25 protein-coding genes, 1 pseudogene and 1 riboswitch are annotated in these 26,541 nt (G+C 64.6%); of the genes and pseudogenes, 13 read left to right on the top strand and 13 right to left on the bottom strand.

The window, feature by feature from the left end:
- Positions 1 to 23: 23 nt before the first annotated feature.
- Entirely contained in the window at positions 24 to 1,337 is a 1,314-nt protein-coding gene (locus J8F10_RS18475) for an NAD(P)/FAD-dependent oxidoreductase (RefSeq protein WP_210656129.1), read from the bottom strand.
- A 26-nt stretch (positions 1,338 to 1,363) separates the two neighbouring features.
- Positions 1,364 to 1,846, bottom strand: a complete 483-nt coding sequence (locus J8F10_RS18470) for a MarR family winged helix-turn-helix transcriptional regulator (RefSeq protein WP_210656127.1) — start codon at positions 1,844 to 1,846, stop codon at positions 1,364 to 1,366.
- A 299-nt stretch (positions 1,847 to 2,145) separates the two neighbouring features.
- Between J8F10_RS18470 and J8F10_RS18465 the strand changes: the two genes are divergently transcribed.
- Genes J8F10_RS18465 through J8F10_RS18455 form a run of 3 tightly spaced genes read left to right on the top strand, consistent with a single transcriptional unit; the run spans position 2,146 to position 4,530 of the window.
- Positions 2,146 to 3,054 (top strand): DUF1559 domain-containing protein, encoded by a 909-nt coding sequence (locus tag J8F10_RS18465; RefSeq protein ID WP_210662024.1) that lies wholly within the window; start codon positions 2,146 to 2,148, stop codon positions 3,052 to 3,054.
- Between the two features lie 43 nt (positions 3,055 to 3,097).
- The gene (locus tag J8F10_RS18460) at positions 3,098 to 3,523 is read left to right on the top strand and encodes a carboxypeptidase-like regulatory domain-containing protein (protein WP_210656125.1); all 426 of its coding nucleotides are present in this window, start codon (positions 3,098 to 3,100) and stop codon (positions 3,521 to 3,523) included.
- 14 nt (positions 3,524 to 3,537) lie between these two features.
- The gene (locus J8F10_RS18455) at positions 3,538 to 4,530 is read left to right on the top strand and encodes a Vgb family protein (RefSeq protein ID WP_210656123.1); all 993 of its coding nucleotides are present in this window, start codon (positions 3,538 to 3,540) and stop codon (positions 4,528 to 4,530) included.
- Positions 4,531 to 4,621: 91 nt separating this feature from the next.
- Here the strand turns inward: J8F10_RS18455 and J8F10_RS18450 are convergent, their stop codons facing one another.
- Positions 4,622 to 5,866 carry a hypothetical protein gene (locus J8F10_RS18450; protein WP_210656122.1) on the bottom strand — a complete coding sequence of 415 codons (1,245 nt, stop codon included), beginning with the start codon at positions 5,864 to 5,866 and terminating at the stop codon, positions 4,622 to 4,624.
- A 204-nt stretch (positions 5,867 to 6,070) separates the two neighbouring features.
- The gene (locus tag J8F10_RS18445; RefSeq protein ID WP_210656120.1) at positions 6,071 to 8,314 is read right to left on the bottom strand and encodes a protein kinase domain-containing protein; all 2,244 of its coding nucleotides are present in this window, start codon (positions 8,312 to 8,314) and stop codon (positions 6,071 to 6,073) included.
- A 246-nt stretch (positions 8,315 to 8,560) separates the two neighbouring features.
- Between J8F10_RS18445 and J8F10_RS18440 the strand changes: the two genes are divergently transcribed.
- A complete protein-coding gene (locus J8F10_RS18440) occupies positions 8,561 to 9,454 on the top strand; it encodes a ThuA domain-containing protein (protein ID WP_210656118.1) in 894 nt (297 codons plus the stop codon).
- Positions 9,455 to 9,514: 60 nt separating this feature from the next.
- On the opposite strand, the gene yidD is transcribed toward J8F10_RS18440, so the two are convergent.
- The 3 genes from yidD to J8F10_RS18425 are packed head-to-tail and all read right to left on the bottom strand — an operon-like array spanning position 9,515 to position 11,323.
- Positions 9,515 to 9,763: a membrane protein insertion efficiency factor YidD gene (gene yidD, locus J8F10_RS18435; protein ID WP_210656116.1), complete on the bottom strand. Its 249-nt coding sequence runs from the start codon at positions 9,761 to 9,763 to the stop codon at positions 9,515 to 9,517.
- Positions 9,760 to 10,353 carry a ribonuclease P protein component gene (gene rnpA, locus J8F10_RS18430; RefSeq protein ID WP_210656115.1) on the bottom strand — a complete coding sequence of 198 codons (594 nt, stop codon included), beginning with the start codon at positions 10,351 to 10,353 and terminating at the stop codon, positions 9,760 to 9,762. The genes yidD and rnpA overlap by 4 nt, the downstream gene beginning before the upstream one ends.
- A gap of 25 nt (positions 10,354 to 10,378) precedes the next feature.
- Entirely contained in the window at positions 10,379 to 11,323 is a 945-nt protein-coding gene (locus J8F10_RS18425) for a DnaJ C-terminal domain-containing protein (protein ID WP_210656114.1), read from the bottom strand.
- 145 nt (positions 11,324 to 11,468) lie between these two features.
- Between J8F10_RS18425 and J8F10_RS18420 the strand changes: the two genes are divergently transcribed.
- Complete coding sequence (locus tag J8F10_RS18420; RefSeq protein ID WP_210656112.1) at positions 11,469 to 12,341, top strand: DUF1559 family PulG-like putative transporter; 873 nt, start codon at positions 11,469 to 11,471, stop codon at positions 12,339 to 12,341.
- Positions 12,342 to 12,410: 69 nt separating this feature from the next.
- Positions 12,411 to 13,049: a TIGR02996 domain-containing protein gene (locus J8F10_RS18415; RefSeq protein WP_210656110.1), complete on the top strand. Its 639-nt coding sequence runs from the start codon at positions 12,411 to 12,413 to the stop codon at positions 13,047 to 13,049.
- Positions 13,050 to 13,200: 151 nt separating this feature from the next.
- Here the strand turns inward: J8F10_RS18415 and J8F10_RS18410 are convergent, their stop codons facing one another.
- The 3 genes from J8F10_RS18410 to J8F10_RS18400 are packed head-to-tail and all read right to left on the bottom strand — an operon-like array spanning position 13,201 to position 16,058.
- Entirely contained in the window at positions 13,201 to 13,908 is a 708-nt protein-coding gene (locus J8F10_RS18410) for a hypothetical protein (protein WP_210656108.1), read from the bottom strand.
- A gap of 20 nt (positions 13,909 to 13,928) precedes the next feature.
- On the bottom strand, positions 13,929 to 14,678 hold the full coding sequence (locus tag J8F10_RS18405) for a DUF4058 family protein (RefSeq protein ID WP_210656106.1): 750 nt from the start codon (positions 14,676 to 14,678) through the stop codon (positions 13,929 to 13,931).
- Positions 14,679 to 14,708: 30 nt separating this feature from the next.
- A complete protein-coding gene (locus J8F10_RS18400; RefSeq protein ID WP_210656104.1) occupies positions 14,709 to 16,058 on the bottom strand; it encodes a cystathionine beta-synthase in 1,350 nt (449 codons plus the stop codon).
- A 376-nt stretch (positions 16,059 to 16,434) separates the two neighbouring features.
- Between J8F10_RS18400 and J8F10_RS18395 the strand changes: the two genes are divergently transcribed.
- The 4 genes from J8F10_RS18395 (at position 16,435) to J8F10_RS18380 (ending at position 21,295) form a co-directional block, all read left to right on the top strand.
- Positions 16,435 to 17,409 (top strand): DNA integrity scanning protein DisA nucleotide-binding domain protein, encoded by a 975-nt coding sequence (locus J8F10_RS18395; protein WP_210656102.1) that lies wholly within the window; start codon positions 16,435 to 16,437, stop codon positions 17,407 to 17,409.
- Between the two features lie 533 nt (positions 17,410 to 17,942).
- Positions 17,943 to 18,683: a hypothetical protein gene (locus J8F10_RS39055; protein ID WP_246523439.1), complete on the top strand. Its 741-nt coding sequence runs from the start codon at positions 17,943 to 17,945 to the stop codon at positions 18,681 to 18,683.
- Positions 18,684 to 18,993: 310 nt separating this feature from the next.
- Positions 18,994 to 20,814, top strand: a complete 1,821-nt coding sequence (locus tag J8F10_RS18385) for a hypothetical protein (protein ID WP_210656100.1) — start codon at positions 18,994 to 18,996, stop codon at positions 20,812 to 20,814.
- Positions 20,815 to 20,905: 91 nt separating this feature from the next.
- Positions 20,906 to 21,295 carry a hypothetical protein gene (locus J8F10_RS18380; RefSeq protein ID WP_210656098.1) on the top strand — a complete coding sequence of 130 codons (390 nt, stop codon included), beginning with the start codon at positions 20,906 to 20,908 and terminating at the stop codon, positions 21,293 to 21,295.
- Positions 21,296 to 21,314: 19 nt separating this feature from the next.
- On the opposite strand, the gene J8F10_RS18375 is transcribed toward J8F10_RS18380, so the two are convergent.
- Positions 21,315 to 22,850 carry a xylulokinase gene (locus tag J8F10_RS18375; RefSeq protein ID WP_210656096.1) on the bottom strand — a complete coding sequence of 512 codons (1,536 nt, stop codon included), beginning with the start codon at positions 22,848 to 22,850 and terminating at the stop codon, positions 21,315 to 21,317.
- A gap of 468 nt (positions 22,851 to 23,318) precedes the next feature.
- The gene (locus tag J8F10_RS18370) at positions 23,319 to 23,825 is read right to left on the bottom strand and encodes a hypothetical protein (protein ID WP_210656094.1); all 507 of its coding nucleotides are present in this window, start codon (positions 23,823 to 23,825) and stop codon (positions 23,319 to 23,321) included.
- 119 nt (positions 23,826 to 23,944) lie between these two features.
- Between J8F10_RS18370 and J8F10_RS18365 the strand changes: the two genes are divergently transcribed.
- Positions 23,945 to 24,199, top strand: coding sequence for a hypothetical protein (locus J8F10_RS18365; RefSeq protein WP_210656092.1), 255 nt, complete (start codon positions 23,945 to 23,947; stop codon positions 24,197 to 24,199).
- Between the two features lie 177 nt (positions 24,200 to 24,376).
- A riboswitch (cyclic di-GMP riboswitch) is annotated at positions 24,377 to 24,472 on the top strand.
- 476 nt (positions 24,473 to 24,948) lie between these two features.
- Positions 24,949 to 25,128 (top strand): annotated as a pseudogene (locus tag J8F10_RS40855) (phage antirepressor N-terminal domain-containing protein); the annotation flags it as partial.
- Positions 25,129 to 25,242: 114 nt separating this feature from the next.
- On the opposite strand, the gene J8F10_RS18355 reads toward J8F10_RS40855, so the two are convergent.
- Positions 25,243 to 25,431, bottom strand: a complete 189-nt coding sequence (locus J8F10_RS18355) for a Flp family type IVb pilin (protein ID WP_210656090.1) — start codon at positions 25,429 to 25,431, stop codon at positions 25,243 to 25,245.
- A gap of 398 nt (positions 25,432 to 25,829) precedes the next feature.
- Here J8F10_RS18355 and J8F10_RS18350 point away from each other — a divergent pair, with 398 nt between their 5' ends.
- On the top strand, positions 25,830 to 26,102 hold the full coding sequence (locus tag J8F10_RS18350; protein WP_210656088.1) for a hypothetical protein: 273 nt from the start codon (positions 25,830 to 25,832) through the stop codon (positions 26,100 to 26,102).
- The last annotated feature ends 439 nt before the right edge of the window (positions 26,103 to 26,541 follow it).

Genomic DNA, 26,541 nt, shown 5'->3' with positions numbered 1-26,541 from the left:
GGGGAGAGGGACCGCGTTGGACCTTACCGCATCGGGTCTTCGGGCAGGTACAGTTCATTCACCTTATTAACGTCGTCGGGCGGGGTGCCGTCTTTCCACGTCGGGATGGCCGTCTTGTCCGGCGCGTAGAGCGACTCCAGCGGCCCCCAAACCTCGTCCACGTGGTCATCGAACAGGTCGCCGATGAGCAGGTCGGTCACCTTCCCCTTCAGGTGCGGGTACGTCTTCACGAACCGCCCGAAGCTGAACCCGTCGTAGTACTCGCACACGAGCCGGCGCATCCGGTCCACGCCCTTGTTGAACACGTCCCCCCACCGGCCCAACTGCGCGGCCGAGGTGTCACCCGCGGCCAGTCCATCTGCAATCGCGTCCGCGGCCAGTTCCCCCGACTTCAGCGCCAGGAGCACGCCGGAGGAGTACAGCGGGTCGAGGAACCCGAAGGCGTCCCCGATCAGCACCCACCCGTCGCCGGCCACCTGCGACGAGCGGTAGGAGTAATCCTTCGTCGCGTAGTACCCGCCGCGGCGCTGGCCCGTGGAGAGCCGCTTGATGACCTCCGGGCAGGCGTCCTTCTCCTCGTTGAACACCTGTTCGTGGCCCCCGCGCCCCTTGAACAGGTAGTCGAACGGGGCCACCACACCAATACTCACCGTGTTATCGTGCTGAGGGATGTACCACCACCACCCCTGCTTGTTGGGCGTCTGGATCACGACCGTCGCGCCCTCGTCCTTACCGGCGTCGCGGTACGCGCCCTCCCAGTAGGTCCAGATGGCTCCCTTGTTGAGTATCGGATCCCACAGCCGCAACTTGAACTTGTTCTGGAGCATCGTGCTCTGCCCGCTGGCGTCCACCACCACCTTTGCCCGGACCTCTTCCGATCCGCCGCCCTCCTTTTGAACCTTCACCCCGACCGCGCGATCGCCCTCGAACAGCACTTCCAGCACGCGCGCCGGCTGGCGGACGTCGACCCCGTGCTCGCGCGCGTTGTCGAGCATCATGGTGTCGAACTCACTGCGGATCACTTGCCACGTCTGTGACTGCTCGCCCGGCTTGTTCTCGTCGAAGTAGAACGGGGCCGACAGCTTCCCCTGGGCGTTCACGAACTGCACGCTGTACTTCTTGACGAACGCACTGGCCTTCATCTTGTCGAGCATGTTCAGGCGCTTGAACACCCAGTACGTCTCGGGAATCAACGACTCGCCGATGTGGAACCGCGGGAACGTGTCGCGCTCGTATAGCCGGACCTTGGCGCCCCGCTGGGCGAGCAGGGTCGAGACCGTGCTGCCGGCCGGTCCGCCGCCGATCACGATGACGTCGGGGGTGTTATCGGAACTCATGTCGGACTCCGGGAAGGATAGGAGAGTCACCGCCAGCTACTGTCGGCGTCCTCGTGGGGCAACCGGGCGGTGCGGAGGAGGTCGGTCAGATCGCGAAGTTGTGTGCGGGACAGGTGGCCGAGTTGTCGCGCGTGACACTCCCGCAGGGGCTCATGGAGCTTCTCGAGGAGGGCGATCCCGGCCGCAGTGATGCCGACGCGGACCTCGCGGCGGTTCGTGGCCGGGCGGTGGCGCTCGATCAGTTGGCGCTCGGCCAATTTGTCGAGCAAGCGGGTGGTGTCGGGGGCGCGAGACACGAGTCGGGTGCTCAGGTCCAGCGTGCGGAGCGCCTCCGGGCTGGCGGCCCGGAGCAACCGCAGCGCGTTGTACTGTTGCGGTGTCAGGTCGTACCGGGCGAACAGTTCCTCTTCCATCGCGCGAAGGCGGTCGAACGTCCGCCACAAGTTGAGGAACGCCTCCTGCTCGGGGGAATCGAATCGGCGCTGGGGAGGGGCGGTGTGAGTAGCCATACGGTTACAATACCGGTTCGGACGACGGTTGTCCAAACAGCTATTCCTGCCGACGGCGCGAATCTATCACCGCGCGAGTGGAAAAGTGGGTGCGGTGAAGTGTGCGCCGGTGCGCCGCATGCTTCCATCACTGGTCATTGACGAACCACTCTGGCCGAATAGAGTACAGGTGGCTGTTGAGAATCAATCTCAACAGTTGCCGAGCACGCTCCGCACCGCACGCAACGCGCCTACGATCCCACCCGGCGCATTCCTGCCAGCAACGCGGCTCTCCACACGCACCCTACGGAGATCGGCTCATGTGCCGCGGGAATCGTCGCGCCTTTACGCTCATTGAATTGCTCGTTGTGATCGCGATCATTGCGATCTTGATCGGATTGCTGTTGCCCGCAGTACAGAAGGTGCGTGAAGCTGCGGCCCGGATGAAGTGCTCCAATAACCTCAAACAACTGTCACTCGCATTCCACAACTACGAGAGCGCTCAGGGCGGGCTCCCTCCGTCCCAATTTAGCCCGCCGTTCACCGGGTGGGGGAGCATCACCTTGCCGTACATCGAGCAGGGGAACGTGGCCGCCATCTACAAATCTGAACTCGACTTCTACGCGCCCGAAAATCAGACCGCGGTCAACACGCGGCTCGATACCCACATCTGCCCCTCAACGCCCTCGTCGGATCGCCTCTTGAAGCCCATCGGCAACGTTTCGTTCACAGACCGCACCGGTCAGGCGGGCGATTACTACGTCCCGCGGTCCTATAAGACTTCGGCCTCCGCGACCGAAGAAGCGGTCGGCGCGATCAGCTACCTGAAGGACGTGCGGACCAAGTTCCTGGAGGTCACCGACGGGACGTCCAACACCATGCTCCTGTACGAGAGCGCCGGGATGCCCGTCACCTATCGCAAACGGGCGCCAGTGGCGTGCGCCAACACCACCAACCCGGCCAACTGCAACCGCCACTGGTTCGCCGCGTGGTCGTCGTTCCACAGCAGTCGGATCTACTCGTGGACGTTCGACGGGGTGAACAGCGGTGGGCCGTGCGTTGTGAACTGCACCAACGATTTGGCTTACGGGATCTACTCGTTCCACACTGGCGGGGCGAACTTCGGGCTGTGCGACGGGTCGGTCCGGTTCGTGTCCGAGAACGTGACCCCGGACGTGATTAAGTCGTTCGTGAGTCGGGCCGGCGGAGAGGTGTTCAACCTGGATTAAGTCGGGCACGATCCGGCACGAATCACTCCATCCTGGGCCATCCATGCATACTGCACGATCAGTTTTTTGGACCGTGACGTTCATCGCCCTGGTTGCGACCACCGGGTGCGAAAAGCCGAAGCGCTACACCCCGATTCACCTGGTTCCCGTGCGCGGGAAGGTGCTCACGGACGGGAACCCGGCGGCCGGGGCCACTGTTCGGTTCCACCCGCGGAACGCGGCCCCCGGCGCGCTGACACCGGTCGCCAAGACCGGCCCGGACGGGTCGTTCGAGCTGACGACCTACGAGAACCAGGACGGCGCCCCGCCGGGAGAGTACGACGTGACGCTCCGGCTCGATGAACCGACGGGCCGCGACGCGGAGATGGTGGACCGGTTCCGCGGCCGGTTCGCCGACCCGAAGAAACCGGCGTGGCACATCCGCATCGAGGACCGGGCGACCGAATTAGACCCGTTCATCGCAAAGTGAAAGGCACGACGATTATGATAACGCGATTCATGTTGGCCGCGCTGGTATCGGGTGGGTGTTTGGTGCCTGCAAGGGCCGCCGAACCGATTACCGAACACGCGCTCCCCGGCACGGGCCAGCGCCCGCAGGCGATCGTCGTCGGGCCGGACGGGAACGTGTGGGTGACCGAGGTGCTCAAGCGGCAAATCATCCGCGTCACCCCGAAGGGCGCGGCGACCGCGTTCGCGGTTCCGGGGAAGGACGTCGGTGTCCTTCAGGGATTGGCCGTGGGGCCGGACGGCAACCTGTGGTTCACCTCGCGCGAGGAGAACGCGATTCGCCGGATCACGCCCAAGGGAGAGTTCGATGGAACGTTCCCAATTCCCTCGAAAGCGGTGGTCGAAAACAAGGTGACGAAGGGCTCGTGGCCCCGCGGGATCACGGCCGGCCCGGACGGGAACTTGTGGTTCGCGGAGATGACCGGAAACAAGATCGGTCGGATCACCCCGAAGGGCGAAATCACCGAGTACCCGGTCCCGACCGACGACGCCCAACCCTACGGGGTCGTGACCGGTCCGGACAAGATGATCTGGTTCACCGAAAGCGCGGCCGGAAAGATCGGCCGGCTCGACCCGAAGACCGGGAAGATCGAAGAGTTCCGCTTGGCCGATCCCAAGGCCCGCCCGCGCGACATTACCAACGGCCCGGACGGGAACCTGTGGTTCTCCGAGAACGGTGCCGATCGAATCGGCCGGATCACCCCGAAGGGTGAAGTGACCGGGTTCGAGTTGCCCAAAGGAACGCAGCCGATCGGGATCGCGACGGGCGGCGACGGGAACGTGTGGTTCACCGCGTTCAAGACGCACAAGATCGGGCGGATCACGCCGGCCGGGAAGCTATCGTGGTTCGACCTGAAGACCGAAAACGCTCAGCCGTTCGGGATGACGGCCGGCGCTGATGGGACCGTGTGGTTCACCGAGCAGGCGAACCGGGTCGGGCAGATCGACACGAAGAGTGCTGGCAAATAGTTCGGTCGTGGCGCCGGTCACTCAATTGACCGGCGCCACGAGTACTAGCAGCGGCACTTCGGGGGAAGGTGCGCTCTGCTCCCGCGACTGTTTACTTGCGAATCATCTTCGAGCAGGCGGCTTTCGCCGCTTCGCGCACCATCGGATCGGTGTCCACGCACGCGGTCTGGATGTGGCCCAGGAAGTTCGCATTGAAGTAGCCGAGCTCGCACAGGTGCGTGATGCACGCGGCCCGCACTTCGCCGCACGGGTCCATCTGGGCCGCCTTGAACAGCACGTCCTTGACGCCCTCGGTCGAACGGTGCCGGCACTCAGTCAACCCCTTCGCAGCGCTCAGCCGAGCGGACGGTGCGTTCATTGATTGCAGCGCGATCACGAACGGCTCGACGTCGCGATCGAACGCGATTTGCGGCGGAACGTACCCGGCCGGCACCACAATCTGCAGCGGCTTGGTGGCTGACGTCCCGCCCGGCGGCACCGGGATCGGCGGCAACCCACCTCCGGCCGGGGGCACCGACGGCAGCGGCACCGGGATCGGCGGCGCCGGGAGCGGGGTCGGAATAGGCGTTGGGGCCGGGAAAGTCGGGATCGGCGCCGGGACCGGAGTCGGAGTCGTTTGCGGCGCGGGCACGGTCGGCACCGGGGTCGCCACCGGCGGCGCGACCGGCTTCGTGGGCATCACGCGCGGCGGTTCGGCCGTTCCCCCGGTCAGCCCGCCCGGGGGAACCGGCAGCACCGCCGGGGGCGCGGACGAGGTCGTCTTCACCGTTGGGCCGGTCGCGGGCGTGGACATGTTCGGGCCGCTCGGCTTCTTCCCGAACACGCGCGCCAACATCCCCGGCTTCTTGGTTTCGCCCGCCGAATCCGACGGCTTGTCCTTCTCGAACATGCGGAGGAGCGGGCGCTTCTCTTTTTCCTTGTCCTTCTCTTTGTCCTTCTCTTTGTCCTTCGCCGAATCGGGCATCGTAGCCCCGAGCGGCGGGGTTAGCGTGTCCGTCGTGCGCGGCTTCGCCTTGGGCGGACCGTTGTCCGTGGTCTTCGGGGGCTCCGTACCCTTGGGCGGTTCCGCTCCCTTGGGGGGCGCGGTCTCGGGCTGATCGACGAGCGTGATCGTCTCGCCCGTCTTGGTGTCCTTCAGTTCCGACTGGTAGGTGCCGTCGGTTTGCTTCTCGCACTTGAGCACCTTGAACTGGCGCTCGCCCTTGCCGTCAATGTTCAGGGAGATCACCGCGCCGACTTTTTGGGGCGGGGTATCCGCTCCCGTCGCGCTCCCGACGGTCACGGTGGCTCCGACCACGACCGCCCACGCCCACCGTTTGCACAACCACCGTGACATGATTTCGGCCTCCGTGCGCGTGCCCTGTGTCGCCGTCCTTGGCGTGTCGGGCTTCCGTGCGTAGGCGGAGTATCGGTTCGCCCGGATTCGCCGGTTGACCCATCTTGATGGGTGGCGCGGAAAGTCGAGCGAAAGCTGGGCAAAGTGTATGTGACGTGGCGGTGGTATCGCGTGAACCTGAAATGCCGGGCGCGGCGCAAACCTTTACGCCCGCGTCGCGCCCGTTCCCGGGGTCGCGGTCGCGCTGCCGCGTGCGGTGCCCGCGCCGGGGAGCGAACTGCCCCGGGTGATCGTGCCCACGCTGGTGCTCGTGACGCTAGTGGGGAGGCCCGCCCAGCGGCGCAAGAGGCGCGTGACCGGTGACCGCGACGATGTGTCCATGACGAGCACCATCCCGCTCCACATCAGCGCGACGAGCACCAGAATCACCACGCACGCGACGAGCGCAACGTAGCCGAGGCGCCACTGCAGGTCGCGCACCGGCTGGAGGGCTTCGTCTCTGCGCTCCTGGACCAGTACCACCCAGCCCGTATCGACCTTGTCCGGCCCCACGCGCACGCGGTTCACGGCCGCCAGCCACTTGCCCTCGTAAGTCGCTTGCCCCGGAACGTCGCCGTTCGCGACCGCAACGGGGTCGGTGTATTCGGCGCCGCCGTCGAAGGACCGGGCGTCCTCGCCCGTTTCGCGCATCGCGTCGGTCCACTTCACGACCGCGTCCGCGTAGTAGAGCGGCGGGTCGCTCTCGCCCTTCGTTGCCGACCAGTACGGGTGCCGCAGGATCAGCCCGCGGCGCCCGGTTTTGAAGTCCGGGCGCGTGTCGATCAGCACCGGGAACCGGTCCGTGCGCTCGGGAGCCGCGTCCGCGAGATCGATCGTCATTCCCACGACGCCGACCGGTTTCGGGTCCGGCCCGTCGCTCAGCACCGGTACCGTGAACGCCACCGCCCACACGCTATCGCCGCCGTCCAATTTGCGGCGGTACGCGACCGAACGGTGCGGGCGCGTGACGATCCCCGGCGGGGTGCCGGACGCCGTTTCCGGAAACTCGCCCGTTCCGTTGAAGTAGTCCCGGTACCCGCGGTACTTGTGGCGACTCGGTTCGGACGGCGGAGAGGTGCCGCGCTGGTACCCGCCCGCGTCGTCCGCGAACCAGATGGACGCTTTCTCCGAATCGGAAAACTGCCTGTCGCCGCGCTCCTTGCGCTCGGCCAGCAGTTGATCGAGCTTCAACCCCGCGCCGGGGTCGTCCTTCATCCGCTCGCCCTTCTGAAGTAGCTCGCGAATCTGCTGGTTGCGGGCCATCGCTTCGAGCTGCACCCACCGGAGCTGAACCTGTGCGGCGAGCTGGCGGGCTTCGGTTTGCGCCGCGAACCGGTTCGCATCGAGCGCGCGACTCTCGACCCCCTGCGCGGCCGTGTTCACCGTGGTGCGGAACAAGTATTGGCCGAGTAGCGCCATGAGGAAGAAGAGGAGCGCGAACGTGAACCCGGTGACCCACAGCAACGGCCGGCGCACGCGCTGGAGGTTCCACGCATCAAGGGCCGCGAGGACCGCTTGGGGGTTCGCGAAGCGCTTGCCGGGGCTCGGTTCCAGGCACTTGTCGATGATCGCGGCCAGGCCCGAATCGACGCCCGGGACGGGCCGGTGCGCGCTCGGTTTGGGCGCGCTGAAGATCAGTTTACGGTACGCCGCGAGTTGCGCCTCGAGCGTGCCCGTGGTCACGTGCGCCGCGCCCGGTTCGTTCCGGTGGGGCGGTTCGCCCGCGAGCATCCGGTACATCACCGCGCCGAGCGCGTACACGTCCCAGCGCGCGTCCGGCACCGCGGTCAGGTCGGCCTGCTCGGGCGCCATGTAGAACAGCGTGCCGAGGGCGGGCGCCATCTCGTTCGTGAGGCGCGACTGGCCGAAGTCCGCGAGCCGGGGCTTGCGCTCGTGGTCGAGGAGGATGTTCGCGGGCTTCAAATCGCAGTGCAGAATGCCCTTGTCGTGGGCGTGAACGAGCGCGATGGCGACTTCGCGGAAGACCGTGACGGCTTCGTGAGTCGTGGGGTGGTAGGTGCGGAGCAGGTCTTCGAGCGACCCGTTCTCCATGAACTCCATGATGTAGTACGGCGGATCGGACTCCCACCCCACCTCGAAGAGCTGCACCACGTAGCGGTCGGAGAACAGGTAGCGGAGCTTCTCGACCTCGCGCGCGAGCGCGGACCAGTCGAGGCCCCCGCGCCGCGTGAAGAACTTGATCGCGACCCGGCGCCCGCTGTTCCGGTTCACCGCGGTCCACACTTCGCCGTAAGCGCCGTGCCCGAGGAACTGCTCCTGGTCGTAGCCCGGCACCTTGACCGGCGGGCGCACCCCGCGCAGGCTCAGCTCGCGGGCCGCTTCGCGGTCCGTTTCGCCCATCACGGGAGTGAGTCCGGAGTCGCTCACCACGATCCTGTGCGCGTTCATACCAGGAAACAGTGGGCGATGCCCAACTTGCGCCGCTTTCCCACGCGAAACGAAGATACCACAGGGCTCCCGCCCTGTGCTACGAACGACGGCCCCTCCGGGGCGGAAAACAAAGAATCCGCTCTTCGCCCCAGAGGGGCCGTCGTTCGTAGAGGGAGCCCTGTGGTATCTTCCGCCTGTACGACTCTGTGCGACCGGTACGCGAGTCGGCTACACTTACACCCACCCACTCAAGGAGCAATGTCGATGCCACTCTCCCGACGCGCGTTCCTGGCCACGAGCGCCGCGATAACACTCCATTCGTCACTTGCCTACAGTGCGGACAAGAAAAAGAAACTGGTGATGATCGCGGGGACGCCGAGCCACGGCCCCGGTGACCACGAGTTCAACGCGGGCGTGCGCCTGCTCGAGAAGTGTCTGAAGGGGTACCCGGGGCTGGAAACCGTCGTTTTCCTCAACGGCTACCCGAAGGACGACTCCGCGCTCGACACCGCCGACGCGATCCTGTGTTTCGCGGACGGCGGCGGGAACCACCCGCTCGTGCGCGAGAAGCGGCTCGAGCGCATCGGCAAGTTGATGGCGAAGGGCGTCGGACTCATGTGCGCGCACTACGGCGTCGAGGTGCCGAAGGATCTGGGCGGACCGGAATTCAAAGACTGGATCGGCGGTTACTACGAACACATGTATTCCTGCAACCCGATGTGGGCGCCGGAGTTCAAGGAGTTTCCCAAGCACCCGATCGCGAACGGCGTGAAGCCGTTCAGCGTGAAGGACGAATGGTACTTCAACATGCGGTTCCGTGACGGGATGAAGGGCATCACGCCCATTCTCTCCGCGAAGCCCGCCGACACGGTGCGCGACGGCCCTTACGTGTACCCGCAGGGGCCGTACAAGCACATCCAGGACGCCAAGGGGCAGCCCGAAACGATGATGTGGGCGCTCGAACGCGAGAACGGCGGGCGCGGCGCCGGGTTTACAGGCGGGCACCACCACCGCAACTGGAAGGACGACAACTACCGCAAGGTCGTGCTGAACGCGCTCGTGTGGCTCTGCAAACTCGACGTGCCGAAGGACGGCGTGAAGTCCGAAGTGACCGAAGAGGACATGCGCGCCAACTTGGACCCGAAGGGGAAGAAGTAACCGGCGACCGGCCGGTGTGAGCCGACCGGTAATTGAGGGACGCATCCACCGGCCGGTCGCCTACGGTGGATCGTACCCGCCCCTATTCCACGGGTTGCAGCGGCAGATGCGCCACGCGCCTTTTGCGCACCCGAAGATCGGGCCGTGCTTCTTCACCGAGAGAATGAAATATTCGCTGCACCCCGGATAGAACCGGCACATCGGCGGCAGAATCGGGCGAATCAACTTCTGATACCCGCGCACGCACACGACCATCACCGCGCCGAACGCGAGCGCCGGTCCGCGCCAGAGCCAAGAGAGGGACTTCACGAGGGGGTGCCCCCGTTGGGGGCAGGTTGTGGCTGTAACCCCTCCCCAACCCCTCCCCTAAACGGAGAGGGACTTAAAACGGCCGTAGATTGCGTTGCGTCTGTTGCGTTTTGCTCCGTTCCCCCTTCCTTCTTAGGGAAGGTGGTTAGGGGGTTAGGTTCTGCCTCCCCCCTCCCTAAAGGGAGGGGGGACGGGGGGGTAGGTTGGCTTGGCTTGGGGCGCGGACCGTCGCGCAGCTTTCGCGTCGCCTGAGTCGCCAGTTTTACCAGTGACACCTTGAGCGCGTCGATCGCGGGGTACGGCCCCGGGCGCGGGATCAGGATGAAGTCCGCGCCCGGCGGCAAGTCGTGTTGCACCAAGCGGAACGCTTCGCGGAACAGGCGCTTGTAGCGGTTGCGCACCACTGCGTTGCCCACCTTACGCGACACGGAGCACCCGAGGCGCGGGTGGGCGAGTTCGTTCTCGCACGCATACACGATCAGCAACCCGTCCGCGGACGAGCGCTTCCGCGCGTAGCACCGCTCGAACTCCGCGGGAGTCTTCATGTGGTGCGTTTGTGGGAACGTCAGTGGCTTGTCGGGCGCGGTCATATCTCAATTCGCTACACGAAGGAAATCACACCCACGGGGCTTCCGTGCGCAGATTCTGTGGGTTCAGTTTCGCGAACTCCTCGATCAGTTCGCGGCTCTTGTCGTCGACCTTCCCGCTCGGCACTTCCACCTTGAAGACCAAATACTGATCGCCGCCCGAGATGCCTTTTCCGCGCAAGCGCAGCTTGCGACCACTCGATGTACCGGGCGGAACAGTGACGGTGAGTAGCGCCAGCTTGCTCCCGTCGAGCGTGGGCACGTCTACCTTCGCGCCGAGAACCGCTTCCGAGATCGTGATCGGCACGTCCAGGTAGAGGTCGTTGCCCTCGCGCCGGAAGAACGGGTGGGGGGCGATCTTCACTTTGAGTAGCACCTCGGGTCCGCCGGTCGCGTCGGCCGGTACGCGGAGCCTCTTTCCCTCCTCGATCCCCGCGGGTACCTTCACATCGATCCGGCGCCCGCCGACCTCCAGCGCGACGCTCCCGCCGTTCGCGGCCACGTCGAACGGGACCGTCACTTCGGACTCGATCGGCTCGGCGTGCGCGCGCGACCGGGTCCGGGTTTTGCGCTTGCCGCCACCGAAGATGTCACTCAGATCCGGACCGCCTTGGCCGCCCATTCCGCCGCCGAACATGTCAAAGAGGCGCTGCGCGGCTTCCGGGTCGATTGGCGCACCGCTCGCACCCGGGAACCCGCCGCCACCAGGAAACCCACCCCCACCCGGAAATCCGCCACCGGGGAACCCGTTTTGCGGTCCGGCGAACCCGAACTGGTCGTACTGCGCCTTCTTGTTCGTGTCGCCGAGGATGTCGTGTGCGGCCTGAACTTCCTTGTAGCTGGCGTCGGCCTGCTTGTCGCCGGGGTTGCGGTCCGGGTGGTACTTCTTCGACAGTTTGCGATACGCCTTGTTGATGTCGTCCGCGGTCGCGGACTTGGAGACACCGAGCACGTCGTAAGGATCACGGGGCATTGGAGTAACTGCTGGTGAATGAAACACCGCTCCGTGCGGCTTGGTAAATTGTAGTGTTCCGGCCAACCGAACCGAAACCTCGTTCGTTTAGATTGGTGCGGCGCTCGCTCGGGTTCAGGGTCTCGCCCCTCGGATCGGGGAATTCATGCGGCCTCACAAGACGCGCGGATTCACACTGATTGAATTACTGGTCGTCATCGCGATCATCGCGGTACTTATCGGGTTATTGCTCCCCGCGGTGCAAAAAGTGCGGGCCGCGGCCGCACGCATCTCGTGCAGTAACAACCTGAAACAGACGGCACTTGCGCTGCACGCCTTCGCAGGAGACAACGAGCGGTTCCCGTCCGCGTTCGCGGGGCCGGATTTCAATGGCTCGTGGAGCTGGTCCGCGTACCTGCTCCCCTACATCGAACAGGACAATCTCTTTAAGCAGCTCGGAGTGAGCACCAACACGCGGTTCGGTGGCGGACTGGTACTCGTTAACGCGACCGACGTTCCGGGCGGGTTGAGTCAGGTGAAGATCAAGACGTTCCTGTGCCCGGCGGACGGTGCCCCGGAGATCAACCCGCAGCGGCAGAACCACGCGACCTCGAACTACCGCGCGGTGTGCGGCCCGTACACGCTCCCGACGATCCAGATGAACTTCGACTTCGGCGGCATCATGTACCAGAACAGCCGCACGCGGATCACCGATATCACCGACGGCACGTCCAACACGCTGCTCATCGGCGAGTGCATCTTCGACACGCCAACTCAGAAGCGCGCCGCGATCTGGGCCGGGATGAGCGGGCAACCCGGTGCGATCGTGCAGACCAGCGACACGATGTGGTGGCTGGACGCCGACACGTCGCGTATTAACGGCTCGGCCCCGCAAGCGTTCAGTTCGCGGCACAGCGGCGGGGCACAGTTCGGGTTCGCCGACGGCTCCGTGCGGTTCCTCCGTGACTCCAGCGACCCGGCACAACTCCGGTGGCTGGCGGGGCGTGCGGACGGGATGGTTGTGAGCGCGGATTACTGACGAACCTCCGACCGGGGATGTGTGTCCGTGCGGCATGGCTCTGTCGCACGAACATCCCCTGGAGTGCCAATGCACGAAGAGGCCGGTTTTCTGTCCGTGATCCGCCAATCGCCCGCCGACGACACCGCCCGACTCGTATTCGCCGACTGGCTCGACGAACAAGACGACCCGAACTGCAAAACCAAAGCCGACTTCATCCGCCTCGAACTCCGCATTGCCGACGCACCCGAACAAAACCACGATCAAAATTACGGCCGGAATCAGCTCCGGCGCCTGGCCAAACGCATTGACCCTTTGTGGCTTACGGTGATTAGCAATCCGAAGCTCGAAACCTATCAAGTAACACCTTCAGATGCGTGCCCGAAACAGTGGAAGCGGCTCACACCAACGGCTACTCCGGAACTGCGACATTGCGAAGTTTGTCGGACGTGTATTCCCTATTGTGGCTCGTTAGAAGAAACCCGATCCAGTGCCTTGAACGGAACCTGTGTCGCGCTGGCCCTTGCCTTGACAAATCGCGCCAGTGATCTTAGCGCACTCCCCGCGCTCAAATCTCGGCGCCTCGCGCCCAAAACACACGAACGAAAAAAGCGACAAGCAAGGTGGCTCGACTCACGAGAGAATGCCATTCGCGTGATTGCCGAACCAGTTGAAAATCGATTCGGGGCGCGTGGCAGATGGCTCGAATCAGTTCCACCCCGTGGGTGAAACCGCGAGGCACGTTGCAATGCGCGGAAACACAACATCGAGCGCGAGAACTGGGAGGAGATGGATTGAATCGCACGCATCCCAAGCCCGTTCGCCCTCGGGCTTGGGATGCGAAACACACAGTGACGCCTCGCTTGGCCGCGACCCAAGATCAGCGCTCGCAAGCGGCCGCGTAGGTGGCTTCGAGATCGAGCTTCAGGTTCATCGCCCCACGAATCGGAACCGGGACCGTGGGCAGCGGGAACCCCGACGCGACCGCGTAGTGCCACACCGCGAACTGCTCCGCGCCGCCTTGCACTTGGGGGTGAACGACGAGTACAGGGGCGTCGGTGCCACGCGGTCGCTTGGTGATGGGGTACACCCCTACGAGGCTGTGCAGGTGCGTGGCCCAACTCGCGGGGCCGGGCAGCGCGTCCACAATGACCACACCCGCCCCGCGCGACATGAGCGCGGCCGCGCGCACCGCGAACGCGAGCGACGAATCGGAGTCGGCCTTGTTGTCCGGGGTCACGAACATCACCACGGCCGTGACGCGCCGACCGTGGTGCGCGTCGGACACGTTCACGCCCACGCGGTCGGTGAACCGGGCCGGCGCAACGAACGTCGGCGCCGGCGGATCGAACGCCGGGTACTTCTGGTCCGTGTCCTGCCCACCGGCGCTCACCACCGGCGGTCCTCCGGCGAAGCCCGCGATTTCTTCGCCCGTTTTCAGGCGCGTGCGGTGGAACGATTCCGCGAGGAACCGCTCGGTGTTCGGCAGTTGCGCGTTCAGTGCGTCGGCAACGCACGCGGACCAGTTCACCAGGAACGCGAACGGGTCGCGGTCGTTCTTCGCCCAGTCGATATCGAGTAGCGGCATCGGGTACCCTTTAATGGTGGCTATTCAGTAATACGGAGCCGCGCGCACGCTTCCGTGTAAGTGGCTTCCAGATCGAGGCGCACGCACCCGTAACCCTTGAGTGCCAGGGGCACGGCCGGGAGCGCGGTTCCGACCACGAGCGGCCAGGTCCAGAGGTCGATCAGGTCTTCTTTGTTCCGGCGCACCGGGCGGTACGCGGTGGCGTAAATCCACGGATCGTCCGGCATCAGAAACTTGTCGTCGTGCTCGGCCAAGCGGACGAGTTCGTTGTGCAAGTTCCAGTGCCGCGACGTCACGATGTCGATCACAACGAGCCCGATCCCCTTGCCGAGGTAACTGAGGCACTTCGCGGCGAACTGCTCCCGCTCGTTGGCCTCTTTCTTGTTCGATTCGCTCACCAGTTCGATGACGGCGATCACGCGCGACGCTTTGAGCGTGTCGCGCACTTCCACGCGGTACTCGTCGGGGAATGTGGTAGGCATGACCAGTTCGGGCGCCGGTGGCGCGTAGACCTCGACTTCGGTCACGAGGGCCACGCCGTTGCCGGTGGCCGACTCGCCGCCGTGGGTTTCGTGACTCTCGGAGAGCCACTCCCGTTCGGCCACGTCCGCCGCGACGGATGGCCCGAGGCGCATCGGGGCCGAAGCGAGAAATCGTCTCGGTAGGCGTCGATTCAAATCATCCGCGAGCGCAACGCCCCAGCGGGTGTGAAACGTTTCCCACTCGTGCGCTTTCGCAATCGGTCCGTGAAAGTGGTCGAGCAGCGGCATCGGTCTTCTCCTGAGAACACCCGCCCCATTCTACTTCGCGCGGTTACTGCCCCAGTAGTGGATCAGGTCGATGCGGGTGACGATGTCCACGACCGCGCCGTCGTTCGTGGCCAGCACGCCGGTGTAGCCCGCGAGGAGGAGGCGGTACGCTTCGTCCAGGTGCGTGCGGATGTCGAGCGTCGGCAATGGGCGCGCCATCAGGTCGCTGATCGTCACCTTCGTCGGGTCTTTGCCGTCGTGCAAAATGCGGGCCAGTGACACCTCCTGGACGCTGCCGACCGGTTTGCCCGCGTCCATGACGGGCAACTGTGAGATGCCGGTCGCTTCCAACAGTTGAATCGCCTGCTCCGCGGTCGCGTCCGGGGTTATCATCACCAGTTTGCGCTCTCCACGTTTCTTGAGTAGGTCGCCGACCGAGTGCGCCGGGGCTTCCGTAAATGTGAGCTTGTTTTCGGCCAGCCAGCCGTCGTCGAAGAACTTGCTGAGGTAGTTGCGCCCGGTGTCGCACCCGAGCGCGACGATGATCTGCCCCGGCCCCAATCGGCGGGCGTAGCGGAGCGCCGCGGCCACGTTGGTTCCTGTGCTCCCGCCGAGGAGCATGCCTTCGCGCCGGGCCAGTTCGCGCGCGACGAAGAACGACTCCGCGTCGCCCACGCGGACCCAGTCGTCCACGTACTTGCTGGAAAACGTCTTGGGGACGAAGTCTTCGCCGATCCCCTCGACCTTCCACGGTTTCGGTGTCCCGCCGGAGAGCACCGAGCCTTCCGGGTCGGCGCCGACGATCTTCACGTTCGGGTTCATTTCCTTCAGGTACTTGCCCACGCCGCTCACGGTGCCGCCGGTGCCGACGCCGCACACGAACACGGTCACCTTGCCCTTTGTCTGTTCCCAGATTTCCGGGCCGGTCGTGCGGTAGTGGACTTCCGGGTTTGCGGCGTTGGTGAACTGGTTGGGGCGCCACGCCCCCGGGATCTCGCGCGCCAATCGATCGGCCACGCCGTTGTAGCTTTCGGGGGAATCCGGCGCCACGGCGGTCGGCGTGACGACGACCTCCGCGCCGTAAGCCTTCAGCAGCAGGATCTTCTCGTTGGACATCTTGTCGGGTAGCACGAAGATGCAGCGGTAGCCCTTTACCGCAGCCACCATTGCTAGGCCCACGCCCGTGTTGCCCGCGGTGGCCTCGATGATGGTGCCGCCGGGCCGGAGCGTGCCGCGCAGCTCGGCTTCCGCGATCATCGCCTGCGCCACGCGGTCCTTCACGCTCCCGCCGGGGTTGGCGAACTCCACTTTCACCGCGACCTTGGCCTGGAGCCCCTCGGTGAGCCGGTTGAGCAGTACCAGTGGCGTCCGGCCGATGGTATCGAGAACGGATTCGAGCATGGGGGTCTCCGGGATTGAGGGGGAGCGGCGAACCACCGGGCGCACGCGACACCGTATTGTCGGGCGCGGGTGGGAACTTGGACAAGCCCGCGAATCTCGTTCTTTTTTGGGTTCCGCTGTTGGCGTCGCGCGCGCCCGTACCGTACAGTGGCACAACGGTCCGCGCTGCCGCTCCGGTCGTTTCAAGTCGCAAGGTCGGCGAGAAGTCCGCGCTCGTAAAGTCGGTGGCGTAAAGCTCGGGGGGGCGTAGAGTCGAACGCGGCCCCGCGCGGGGCTTCGACTTTGTGGCGCTCGGACTCACGACTTTGGCCTTGGTGACGTTTGACCGTTCGCGAACCCGGCGACCCGAAACTACTCATTCGCTAGTCTTCCCAATATGAGCTTGCCCAGCCAAAGCGTCGCGCTGCTCCAGGCGGCGCGCGATCTCGTGAAGAGTTTGCCGGCCGATGCCGTGCTGCTGCTCACCGAAACGTCCATCGACTGGGACGAGGTGGGCCGCATGCTGGCCGGGTGCCGGCTGTTCGTCGCCGCGGAGAACCCCGCGCTGACCAAGTCGTTGCGCGAAAACCCGGACTGGACCGTCATCGACCTCGACCCCGAACCGCTCCCCACCCAGGAGCGGATGAACGCGGCGCTGCTGAAGGCGGTCACGGAGGATCTGCTCCAACCCGGGTCGCACGTCGTCGCGATCTACAACGGGATCGCGACCCTCGAAGACGCGCCCGAACCGGTGGACAGCCTGAGTGTGATTCACCTCGGCGAGCACCTCGAACGCATGACCGCGCAAGACCTCCGCGTGCTCGGCGACGCGGCGCCCATCGACGTGCTCCGCGCGGTCGTCGATCTGGCGACCGAGATCGGGCGCGAGGGGCGCGAGGGCCAACCGATCGGCACCATCCTCGTTGTCGGCGACACGCGGAAGGTGCTCAGCCTCTCGCACTTCCAGAACTTCAACCCGTTCCGCGGGTACTCGCGCGCGGAACGCGACGTCCGAAAACGAGACGTGCGCGAGCAGATCAAGGAAATCGCCAAACTCGACGGCGCCGTTCTGATCGGGCGCGACGGGATCGCGGAGGCCGCGTGCCTGCACTTGGGCGGGCGCGGCGACGGCGTGAACATCCGCAAGGGATTCGGCAGCCGGCACATGGCCGCGGCCGCGATCAGCAAGCAAACGAGCTCGGTCGCGTTCGCGGTCAGCCAGTCGAGCGGGAGCGTCCGCGTGTTCCAGGGGGGCGAAGAGGTGCTCCACATCGAACCGCTGGCGCGCCCGCACGTGTGGCAACCGTTCCGACTTGAAAACCAGGAACAAGCGCCGGCCGAACCCGACGATAGCGGGGACGAGGTTTCCTGAGTAACCGGTCGTATCCGCGAGTCGCGATTGTTAGCGTTCGCAAACCATTTTCCCGTAATGGTTTGCGTCTGATTTGGGGCCGAATGCTAACATTTGCTAACCTTTTGGGCTCGTAGAGGGTGTTGGGGCCACACGGTTCATCGAGTGTGGCGTAAGTCGTTATTTATTCGAGAGATCGGCAATTTGCGTGTTCTTGTGAAGCGACTCGCCCGGCTAACAAACGCTAACATTTCCCTCTTTTGGCCTTCGATCTCCTCCGACCTGTTGGAACGCGATTCTTCTCGCGCGTGTGGAGGGGCTCCGCCGATAACCCAATTGTGACTGATTTTTGGACGGACGTCCAGTTTAATTTGGCACAGATCCAGGGCCGAATTTGCTGGAGATTACCAGCCGAAAACGTTGTCGGTTGGGCTGTGCCCGACGTAACCCCCGCAGGGGTCAACGCTCCGCAGCCCGATGCCGTGCTGTTCACCCGTTTCGTGCCCACCGAGGATGCGGTATTCTTGCTATGAAACGGTTCAGAGGTGTTTGAAATGACCGAACAGGAATGGCAAACGGCGACTGACCCAACGCCAATGCTGGAGTTCCTACGGGGTAAGGCAAGCGACCGGAAGTTACGTTTGTTCGCTGTGGCGTGCTGTCGGCGAGTTTGGACATTACTGGAGGACAAACGGCATAGATTTATCGTTGAGAGGGCAGAGCAATATGCGGACGGCGTATTGTCGCTAGCACGCATGAACAAAGCAGTGGAACGTGCGCAGCAGGCGGGGAATGAACGTCGCTATCAGGGCAGCGAGTTGGTAGGCGACTGGCATGTGGTATTGGCTGCCGAAGGACTGACGATTGATTTTGATGCGGCGAGGATTGCGGACAACGTGGCGACGGCACGAGGGGAGATTGCCAGCCACTTCTATTTTGAAGAGGTAGCGAAAAGAAGCCAAACAGAGTATGAAACCGCGTGGAGGGAGCAACGGGATTCGGCAAGCCGAAATGCCGCCGATGCAGAAGAGAAACGTTCACAAACTGTTCTGCTTCGAGACATCTTCGGCAATCCCATCCGTCCAGTCACCGTTGAACCCTCCTGGCTCACGTCCACTGTCACCGCACTCGCAAACGGCATCTACACCGAAAAAGCCTTTGACCGGCTCCCGATTTTGGCGGATGCGTTGATGGATGCTGGATGCTCGCACGACGATCTTCTGAACCACCTTCGCAGTGATGGCCCGCATGTCCGAGGCTGTTGGGCATTGGACTTGGTGTTGGGCAAAACGTAGTCGAAACACGTCCGCTGTAACATCGTTGGGAGCGCCCGCAGTCCTTACGCCGAAATTACTTGCACCACATGGAAGAAGAGTGCAGCTATTACGGCATTTCGGGTAACCCAGGCACGTCGGGCACAGCCCGATTTACGAATACTGGTTCTGTCCGGTGATCCTTTTCGCTTGCGTGCGGTATTGCGACACGTGATCTCGGAAAAGAGCCGAGCGCACTCGTCATCGTTTTGGTCGTCACTCGTCACAGATTGTGTGGCCCGTTAAGATGGGCGCATGTGGGCCGGTGCGCCCGCCGTTACGAGGACACGCCATGTCTCTGTTGTTCCGTGCCGCGGTCGCGGCCGCCGTCATCGGTACGTTTGCCGCGTGCGCGCCGCTTTCGCACGCCGTTGCGCCGGTGCCACCGGATGGGGGGAAGGCCGTCACCTTCCCGTTCCCGGCGAAGGCGCCGATCGCCGTGCAACTTACCGGTATCGGGGCCGCCCGCGAGCGGCTCTCCGCGATGCTCAAGGCCGCGCTCCCGGACGCAGCCGAGATCGACAAACAGATCGACGATGCCCTGAAGCAGCTCCTCACCGATCGCAAACTCACGGCCGTTCCCAAAGAGGGCCGCGTGTACTTCGTCGTGAACGACATCGCGAGCCTGTTCGAGAACACCCCGGCCGTGTCGGTGCTCGTCCCGGTCACCTCTTACAAAGAGTTCCGCGCAACGTTCCTCACCGCCGACGAGCGGAAGACGTTCGAGGAGGGGAAGGGCGTCGACGAGGTGAAAGTGAGCGCCGGGGGTGCGGAGCACGCGGTCTACATGGTGGACCTGAAGGAGTACGTCGCGCTCTCGCCGGACAAGGCGACCGCCGACACTTATGCGGCCAAGTTTACGCGGGCCAGCACCGCCACGATGCCGGCCGAACTCGCCAAGTCGTTCGTCGGGGCCGATTTCGGGCTGTACGTCAATCTGGACGTCATCAACGACGTGTACGGCGACCAGATCCGAGGGTTCAAGGGGCTCATCGACTTCGGGCTCCAACAGGCCCAGATGGGCGGCATGTTGCCCGGCTTCGGCAAGAAGCAGCTCGAAAGCGTGAAGGCGATGGCCCACGGGCTGTTCCAGGCCATCGGGGATTGCCGCGGGCTGGTGGTGGCGGCCGAGTTCCGGCCGGAGGGCCTGAACCTGCGCGTGCAGGCGCAGTTCGCCGAGGGCACCGAGAGCATGAAGTTACTGAAGGCCGAAACCCCCGGTTCGTTCGCCGAGATCGGCAACCTGCCCGCGGGGCTGGCGCAATACACCGGCTCGAAATTCGGCAAGACGTTCTCCGACGCGGTGCGCGGGCTGAACCCGGAATTCGGCCCGGTGGATGAAGACGAAAAGGGGAACCAGGCGATCGAGAAGCGCCTAGCCGATCTCGCCGCGGCCGGTCCGCAGGGCGAGATCTCGGCGGCGGGCACCCCGGACTCGCTGTTCACCGTCGCCAAGTACACGGAGCCGAAGAAGGCCGTGGACGCGCTACTCGGGTGCTACGAAGCGATGGCCCCCGGCGGGCGCATCCACAGCGCCGTGCTGAAGGACGCGCCGAAGGTGACGAAGGACGCGCACAAGCACGCGGGCATCGCGTTCGCCGAGATCCGGCTCGCGTTCGATTTCGAGGCAACGGTAAAAGACCTCCCGGAAGGGGCGAAGGAAATCACTCTGGAGCAGCTCAAGCGAGCGATGTCCGAGAAAACCACCGTTTGGATCGGCACCGACGGCAAGGCGGTCATTCAGGTGACTGCGAAGGACTGGGCCGCCGCCGCCGCTACGATCGACGGCTTCCGCGACAGCAAGAAAGCGATCGGCGAGACGGCCGGGTTCAAACTCACGCGCAAGCAACTCCCGGCCGACGCCAGCGTGTTGACGCTGATGGAAGTCGGTCAGGCCGTCACGGGGTTACTCGACGGGCTGCGCGCGCTGCAGGACACCGTGCCCGGCTTCCCGCGGATCGGGAAAGTGGCGCCGGTGAAAGGCCCGCCCGCGTTCATCGGGGTCGCGATCACGCTGAAGGACGATACCGCGACCCTGAACGTGTTCGTTCCGGGCGCCGCGATCGCCGCCGGGCGCAAGATTGCGGCCGGCCTACTCACGAACCTCGAGTAATGGCGTGTGCCGGTTCGCGTACCCGGCTTTCGTAAAAGACGAAAGCCGGGTGCCGGACACCAAGTACCAACCGCGTTAAGAAAGGATCTCCATGCCCACTCGATTCGCTCTCGCTGTGTGCGCGCTCGGACTGTTCCTCGCGACCGGGTGCGGTCCCGCGAAACTGGACCAAAAGACCGTTGTTTCCGTTGATGCCGGGGACACCAAATCAATCGATTTGGACGCTCAGCCGAAGCCGCAAAAGATCACCATCGATTTCTCGTCTTCCGCGGGCTCTGTGTCCGTGTACGTCTTCAAGGAGGCCGACGCAAAGGGCGAGAAGGGTTTGGAGGACGCCGAGGCGAACAAAGCAAAAGCTCTCGCCGCCAAGGAGAGCAAGGGGGAGGCGTTCGCCGTGGACGTGCCCGAGAACACGGCGATTCGCATCATTTTTTTCGCAACTAAGAAGACGGATGTAACGGTGAAACTCACGAACCGGTAACCGTCGGTGGTGCTCACTTTTACGGGCGCTGGCCGTTCAGCCAGCGCTCGAACACGTCTTGGCCGCGTGCGTAATCCTTCACCCATTCCGGGCGCGGCTCCACCCGGTCGCGGAACCGGACCATCGCGGCGACCGCGTCGGCCGCGGTGTACGGCTCGCCGATCCCCTGTTGCTTGCGCAGGTGGCTCTCCAAGCCCGCCAGGGCCGCGACCGCGGCGCCGAGGGCCGGGCCTTCGTCGGACACGAGCCGTTCGAGCGGGCGGTTCAGGGCGCTCGCGAGGATCTCGCACATCAACTGGCTCTTCGCCATCCCGCCGGACACGGTGATCCGCGTCACGGTTTGCCCCGCTTGCTCGTGCTCGCGAACGGCCCGTGCGAGCAGATACGCGAGCGCCTCCAGACAGGCCCGAACCTTAACAGCGCGGTTCTCGGTGTTCGCGGGGGACCACTCGACGCGGGGTGCTTCGACCCCCACCGAGGGTTCGGACAGCAGGAACGGTAGCACGGATGTCCCGTTGCACAGCGGCGGAACCTTCGCGGCCTCTTCGACCTTGAACCAGTCCTTCCCGGCAACCTCATCGAGGAACTGGGCGCCGTTGGAATAACACCGCATCCAGAGGTACGGCCCCCAGTTGAGCTTCATCGCGTCGAGCGTGCCCGATTGCGGGAGCCGCGCGGACGACGAGTTCACGACCGCAGAATTCCCGAGGATGATCGCGACCTGTCCGGCCTCGACCGCCCCGCCGCCGATCAGCCCGGCCGCCTGATCGTCGAGCGTCGGGAACACGAGGGGCCGGCAACTACCCGGTAGCTGAGCGTCGAGCCCGACCGACTCGGACAGCGGGCCGACCGGCTGGTTCATGTCGATGATGTCGGGCAGACAGTCCCACGCGAGGGCGCGGTACTCGGGCTTCGCGATGGCATCGAGCATTTCCTTCCGCCACTGGTTCGTGCGCAGGTCCATGATGCCCGTGGACGCGGCCGATGAAACGCTCGTGACGTCGAACCGGTTCGTGAGGTAGCCGGCCGCGAGCGGTCCGTGCGGTACGATCCCATCCGTCCGCTTCCAGTCGGCTTCGCTCAGTGCGTGTTCGTCCTTCACCAGGTGGGAGAGCGAATAGCGAACGGCCCACGGTCCGCCGGTCAGTTCCTTCGCGCGCTCCTGACCGCCGAGTCGCTTCAAGCCTTCGGCGTGGTACTTCGCGAGCGTCTGGTCGTTCCAGCAGATGGCCCGGCGCACCTGATTACCCCTCCCGTCGATCCGCCCGGCCGAGTGGTGCGTCGCCGAGATGCCACACGCGCCCGCGCCCCACGCGGCAATCTGCTTGCCGTCCATCGTGCTGACGATCGCGCGGGTCGCGGCGCGGGCCTGTCCTTCGAGCTGCATCAGGTTGAGTTCGGAGACGCCGCCCTCGGTCCACAGATCAGTGGGGAGCCGGACCTGGGCGACGGTGTTACCGGAGAGGTCGAACGCGAGCGCCTTCACGCCCCCGGTGCTGAAATCGTAGCCAACGATAATTGCGTTCGGGGGAACGCAGCGCAGGGATTCGGACATCGGAGAGGCTCCGGCGTGGAGAAACGGGTGGTGCCAGACCGGGTGATGTTCTTCTGTAGCCGGCCTCTGTCAACGAATTGCAAACGTGGAGCGCCAGCGTTTTGGTTGTGCCCTCTCCCCTTGCGGGAGAGGGCCGTCGCGCTTCGCGGCGGGGTGAGGGGTTGCTTCCACACGCGGGACGTTACCCCTCACCCGGTTCGCAAAGCCTCACCACCCTCTCCCGCAAGGGGAGAGGGCACAACCAAAGCGGAACCGTTGCCCACGTTTGCAATCTGTTGACAGAGGCCGGTTACAGAAGGCACCCAACCAACACGGCGCTGCTGCGTTGAAAGCGGGCGTTTTTGCGGTGGCACAGGCCTCTGGCCTGTGGAGGCGCTCACACAGGCCAGAGGCCTGTGCCACCAAACCAAGAACCACGCGCATCAAATCAACACGGCAACGTGTCTGAGTTACCAGTAGAGTAGTGACTCACACCCATCCCCTCGAACGGTATTCTTCCGGTACGTCGGGCGGTAGGGGGGGCGGTTTGCACCGGGCGACGCACGCGACGGCTTCGCGCACTTTGTCCGCCCAGTCGGGATCGTCGGGCAGCACGACGCACACGTTCCGGTCGAAGCGGTTCTCGGCCCACACGCCCCAACTATCATCGACGTGCAGATGAATCCCGAACCCGCCGGGATTTTTGCTCGGTCCGCGGCGCCCGAAGGCGCGCTCGTGGCGGTCCTGGTTGATGACGCGCCCGACCCGCGCCCCGTAGCACCAGAGCCACCACGCGACCGTTCGCGGGCTCCGGTACGAGGTGGTGTAAACCCAGATCTCGTGTTCTTTTACGAGTTCGGAGAGCAGGCCGACGGCCCCGAGCCGGAGCGGTTCGTAGATCCACGGGCGCAGCCACCAGCGCACCCGGCTCGGCTCGTTTCGGGCACCGGCGTGGTAACAAATGAGGGTGTCGTCGAGATCGAACGAGATCCGCATGCCCTCGTTACGAGGTGCGCGCGGGGGCGGTTCGGGGCGGCAACATCGAAAGTCGCCGAAGTATGGTCTGCGATCTAATATACTATCGGGTGCCCATCCTAAAAACACGAGGCGTCACCGTGGCCGACAAACTCACCGCGAAACAGCAGATTCAGGCCATGTTAGATCGCGGGTGGTTGTGGCGCGACGCGTACTCCGACGTACTGGTTCACCCGCACGACTACACCCTCTCCGTGAGCTACGACCGCGAGGCCGACACGCTCACCTTTTCCCCGGAACTGCTCAAGGCCCTCGAACTGGTCATCCCGACCCCGGCCGGGCGCAACCCGCGCTACTGGCGCGACGAGCAGAAGGCCAAACCCACTAAACGGTAGCTCCGGCGCGCCGAACCCGGCGGTCAACAGAAAATGGGACCGGAGCAGGGATTCTGCTCCGGTCGGGTTTGCGTATTGGGGAAATGCGTTCTATCTTCTGACAGCGAACGGTCGGGTGCGTTTTGGGTACCCGACCGGGGGCGTGCGTCGGCGCGTTCCTCGGCGCCACACCTTTCATCCTCGAAAGGGCTAACCCGCCGCGAGGCGGGGGCGCAAAGCCACGGGCCTGCGGGTACCCCACCAAACCAATCCGCAGGTCGCCTGGTTGCCGAAGGGCTTGGCGGTGAAAACCTGTCCATCCCTGGGCCACCGGTCGGGTTAAACCGGCTAGTGGCCTCCGTGCCGCGGAACCCGGATCAAACCGGCGCCGCCGACGCACGCCCCCGCTATTCTCTTCCCCACACACGCCACTTCGTAAAAACTTACGCAGCGTCGCGTGCCCCCACCGGCGGCATCCGAAATCCGTGGGGCGCGGGCGACACTATTAATCCGGCGCATTTCGTGCCGTCGACGTGCTCCGGCAGCGGAATGTAGAGCCCGTGCTATGACGCACTGTACCGTGATAGGACCGGGATCGGGCGCGCCCGAAGTTCCCCGGTTTGGATTTGCTGCAACTGAGCCGTGGTTCTGCCGTGTCGAAATCTCGCGAACGGCGCGGCGTGAGCCCGCCGGTATCGCTTTAAACACCGGCGGGCTCACGCCGCGCCGTTCGCACTCGGTCGTTGAGCCGCGCGAGTCGTGCGCCTCGGGTGAGTTGGCGGTGTTGTGAGAATTTGGGAATTGGACTGGAAATGCAGCGCCGCGAACTCGCGACGAGGGAGTGGTCCGTTACCGGCGAGATGATTGCAACTGGTCCCGATGGCAAACAGTACGCCATGTCGATGATCGATCTCGACTCACTCTTGATGTGGCTCGCCTCGATCGACACGCGCAAGGTTGTCGCTCGCGAAAATCGAACGAGCCGCAGTCGTCAAACCCCCAGTTCGGACAAGTTTGCCCGAACTGGGAAAGCGTCAGGTCCGCGACCAACTCGCGAAGTTCACTCAGCTCCCGGCGGGCGGCTTGACCGAAGAGCCGACGAAGCTGAACGTGCTGTTGGCGTTGGAGCCGAGGGTCGTGATGGCGGCGATGCACACCACGACGATGAGGGCCAACATCACCGCGTACTCAACGGCCGTCGGGCCGTCTTCGGCCTTCAGGAACGACACTACGTTCTTGGTCAAGCTACGCATACTCGTGCTCCGAAAAAGGGTCGGCGCTCGCGGCGCCCGTGATGGATAGAGAGCGGTACTCGTGCGACCGGATGGGCGGGAGAGGTCGCGACTCGCGGTCGACACACAGACGTAGCAGCGCGCCGTTGGCGTGCGGGACGGTTTTGCCGATTTGTTCGATTGCGTCGGGATCCTCCGTCCAGAACGCCGACACATGGAAACGGCCGTCGGCCCCACGGGACGCCCAAATCAAGAACGGTTGGCGGTTCTCGGCTCCGGCAATATTATCGGGGCCGAGAACGGGAACATCCGGGACCGACGCGCGAACGCCTCCGGGCGCCGCGTTCGCGCTTGCACCGGGGGCCGGATCGGTCATGCTGGTGAGGGCACTGTCCGCGTCTCCCAACCCTCGGGGCACCATGTCAAAGAGCGCGTTATTGGGCGCGTACCAAGTGCTCTCGGTACTCGCGATTCTCGCCGGGGCCGGCGGAATGGGGCTGAGTTTCCTGTCCATGGCGTGCGCGGAACTGCCCGAAATCGTCGCGGGCGGCGCCGGGTTCATTGCGGGCTCGATCCTGGTCGGAACCGGGCTGATTTCCTTGGCGATCTTCTCGTTCACCGGTGTATGGCTGGCGCGCGATTCGCACCCGCCCGTGTCGGGTGACAGCGAAGATCTGTCCGCGCTCGAATAACGCCATTGAACGGCGGTTCCAAGGGTGACCGGTGGCCGAAGAGGAATGGCTAGCTGCCACCACCCCTCAGCTAATCCTGGCTCGCCTGCGCGGGTTGCGGTGGGGGCTACTGATCGGGGACTCGAGTTTTTCGCGCTTCACGCCGACTTGTCACGTGGGCGGGTGCTGGGTTGTCGACCTGGTACTGGGGAAAGTGTAACCGAGTGAAGAATCGACCATGTGTTAGACTAGGGTTTCTCCCCTTGGCGCCCGGAGCCCGCTCCGCTCTACTGCCGGTGGCTTCACCGCCCGCCCGGTGATCGGGGCGTCAGGCTGCGCATATCAGCCACCGTCACGGGGTCCGGCGTGAGTACCCGGCGGTCCCGCACGGGAGCTGCCTCCCGGGCCGCAACCGCGCCAGTCGGAGCGCTCCTACACCTTGGAGCGGCTCCGGCCTCTG

Origin of the sequence: Gemmata palustris, assembly GCF_017939745.1 — a bacterium.
In the GTDB taxonomy this organism is placed as follows: Bacteria; Planctomycetota; Planctomycetia; order Gemmatales; family Gemmataceae; genus Gemmata; species Gemmata palustris.
This window is presented reverse-complemented; position numbering and strand designations above follow the sequence as displayed.